This window comes from Actinomadura sp. NPDC048394 (assembly GCF_040651755.1).
GTDB lineage: Bacteria > Actinomycetota > Actinomycetes > Streptosporangiales > Streptosporangiaceae > Spirillospora > Spirillospora montaniterrae.
On sequence record NZ_JBEZJL010000172.1, the window covers coordinates 1 to 2720 of the forward strand.

The 2720-nt window shown below is 74.1% G+C and carries 4 protein-coding genes; 3 read left to right on the forward strand and 1 reads right to left on the reverse strand.

What is annotated here, in order from left to right; genetic code table 11:
* Positions 1-106: 106 nt before the first annotated feature.
* Positions 107-514: an organic hydroperoxide resistance protein gene (locus tag AB0C78_RS50615; RefSeq protein ID WP_360762995.1), complete on the reverse strand. Its 408-nt coding sequence runs from the start codon at positions 512-514 to the stop codon at positions 107-109.
* A 174-nt stretch (positions 515-688) separates the two neighbouring features.
* Here AB0C78_RS50615 and AB0C78_RS50620 point away from each other — a divergent pair, with 174 nt between their 5' ends.
* From AB0C78_RS50620 to AB0C78_RS50630, 3 genes are all read left to right on the forward strand, one after another.
* The gene (locus AB0C78_RS50620) at positions 689-1348 is read left to right on the forward strand and encodes a lysophospholipid acyltransferase family protein (RefSeq protein WP_225991955.1); all 660 of its coding nucleotides are present in this window, start codon (positions 689-691) and stop codon (positions 1346-1348) included.
* Between the two features lie 45 nt (positions 1349-1393).
* On the forward strand, positions 1394-2011 hold the full coding sequence (locus AB0C78_RS50625; RefSeq protein ID WP_360762989.1) for a 3'-5' exonuclease: 618 nt from the start codon (positions 1394-1396) through the stop codon (positions 2009-2011).
* A gap of 71 nt (positions 2012-2082) precedes the next feature.
* A complete protein-coding gene (locus AB0C78_RS50630) occupies positions 2083-2529 on the forward strand; it encodes an ATP-binding protein (RefSeq protein ID WP_360762992.1) in 447 nt (148 codons plus the stop codon).
* Positions 2530-2720 lie beyond the last annotated feature (191 nt).

Sequence of the window (2720 nt, forward strand, 5' to 3'; positions counted from 1 at the left end):
GCAGCGCCCGCCGCGACACCGCCGTGCGGTGCCCGTGGTGCTGGAAGTACTCGCGGATGCGGGCGTCGTCGCGCTCCCGCACGGGCGGCGCGCCGCAGGCCGCCGGTCATTCGATGACGAGGTCGACGGGGATGTTGCCGCGGGTGGCGTTGGAGTAGGGGCAGACCTGGTGGGCCTGCTCGACGAGCTCGCGGCCGTTCTCCAGGCCGTCGGGGAGCTCGACGCGCAGGACGACGCTGAGGCCGAAGCCCTTCTCGACGCTGCCGCCGATGCCGACCTCGGCGGTGACGGAGACGTCGCGGACGTCGGTGCGGGTGGCGCGGGCGACGGCGCCGAGGGCGCTGGCGAAGCAGGCGGCGTAGCCGGCGGCGAACAGCTGCTCGGGGTTGGTGCCGTCGCCGCTGCCGCCCATCTCGCGGGGCGGGGCGAGGGCGAGGTCGAGGCGGCCGTCGGAGCTGACGGCGCGCCCGTCGCGGCCGTTGGCGGTGGCGACGGCGGTGTAGTGGACGTCCATGCCGGTCCCTTCGATCGATTGCACCCAATTCAATTGGACACATCTAAAGAGGGTCCAGTGCGGAGACCTACAAACTTCCAAGGGTCGAACTTGTAACGGCCCACCACCGCCGGGGCGGGGGCGGTCGCCATAGCGTTCTCGGACATGGACCCAGAACGCGTTGTCTATCCCCTGATGAAGTACGTCGTTCTCGGACCCGCGATGCGGGTGGCCTTCCTCCCCCGGGTGAGCGGCCTGCGGAACGTCCCGCGGACGGGGCCGGTGATCCTCGCGGCCAACCACCTGGCGTTCATCGACTCGTTCGTGCTGCCGCTGATCGTGCCCCGCCGGGTCCACTTCCTGGGCAAGCACGAGTACTTCACCGGGACGGGCGTGAAGGGCCAGGCGACCGCCACGTTCTTCCGCGGCGTCGGCGCGATCGCGGTGGACCGGTCGGGGGGCCGGGCCGCGCTCGACGCGCTCGACACCTGCGCGGCCGTGCTGGAGCGCGGCGACGTCTTCGCGATCCACCCCGAGGGCACCCGGTCGCCGGACGGGCGGCTCTACCGGGGCCGGACGGGCGTGGCGCGGCTGGCGATGCGCACCGGCGCGCCGGTCGTCCCGGTGGCGATCAAGGGCACCGACCGGGTGCAGCCGCGCGGGCAGGTCGTCCCGAAGCCGGGCCGGATCGAGGTGCGGATCGGCGCGCCGATGCGGTTCGCGGGGCGCGACGAGGGGATGCCGCGCGGCAAGGTCGCCCGGGTCGTCACCGACGAGATCATGGACGCGATCCAGCACCTGTCGGGCCAGGAGTACGTGGACGACTACGCGCCGCGTCCCGCCGACACCCCCTGAAAACCGGTCGTGGCGCCGGCCCGGGCGCCGGTACGGTCCCGGTCCATGGACGAGCGGTTCGGACGGTACCTCAACGTCGTCGACGTCGAGGCGACGTGCTGGGAGCACAGGGCGCCCGGGCAGGTGCACGAGATCATCGAGATCGGGCTGTGCGTCGTCGACCTGGAGGAGCGGCGGCGCGTCGCGAAGCACCGCGTCCTGGTGCGGCCGGAGCGGTCGGCGGTCAGCGCGTTCTGCACAGAGCTGACCGGGCTGACGCAGGACGAGGTGGACGGCGGGATCCCCTTCGCCGAGGCGTGCGCGCTGCTGGAGCGCGAGCACCGGTCCCATTTCCGGGCGTGGGCGAGCTGGGGCGACTACGACCGCAAGCAGTTCGAGCGGCAGTGCGCCGGGGGCGTCCGGTACCCGTTCGGGCGGCGGCACACCAACGCCAAGGCCGCCTACTCCGCCGCGCACGCGCTGCCGCGCAGGCTGGGCATGGCGGGGGCGCTGCGGCACGCGGGGCTGCCGCTGGAGGGCCGGCACCACTCCGGGGCCGACGACGCGTGGAACATCGGCGCGCTCGTCCTCGACATCGTGGAGCGCGGCGCCTGGCCGGACGGCACCGGTAGGACGGGCGTGACCGGCGGGGCGGCGGGGGCCGGTGGGGCGGCGGACCGCTGAGGCGGGGGTTTGAGCGCGGGGCCCAGGGCACGTGTCAAGGAGACGGACGCCGGAGACGACGGAGACGCGACATGGACATCAGCCTGGACCTCCTGCTCCCCCGGGAGACGGCGAGCGTCCCCGCGACGCGCAAGATCCTCGACGCGTCGCTGCAGGCCCTGGGCGTGGACGAGCACATCCGCGACGACATCGAGGTCATGCTGACCGAGGCGTGCACGAACGTGATCAAGCACGCCCGGCACGGCGACGACTACACGGTGCGGGCGTCGATCCACGACGAGCGCTGCGTGATCAAGGTGATCGACTCGGGCCGGGGGTTCGACGCCGAGCGGATCCCCGAGCCCGACCCGGTCTCCGAGGCCGGCCGCGGCCTGATGATCATGCGGTCGCTGGCCGACGACGTGCGGTTCGACTCCTACCCGGAGGACGGGGCGCTCGTCGCGCTGGAGAAGCACCTCGACTACGCCGCCGGCAGCATCGGCGGCCGGCTCGCCGACACCCGCTCCCCGCAGAGCTGAGCGGAGACGGCGGGCGCGGCGCGCCCGGCCCCGGCAGCGGCACCGAAGCAGCGGAGCGGCGGGGGGGGGGGCGCGGGCGGCGGGCCGCGTCTCTCTCCGCCCCCCCCTCCGCGCGGTGGGTGCTGTTCGTGGTGGCGGTGGGTTGGTTGTGGGGGGCGTGGTGGGCGGGCCGGGGCGGGGGGGGGGGGGGG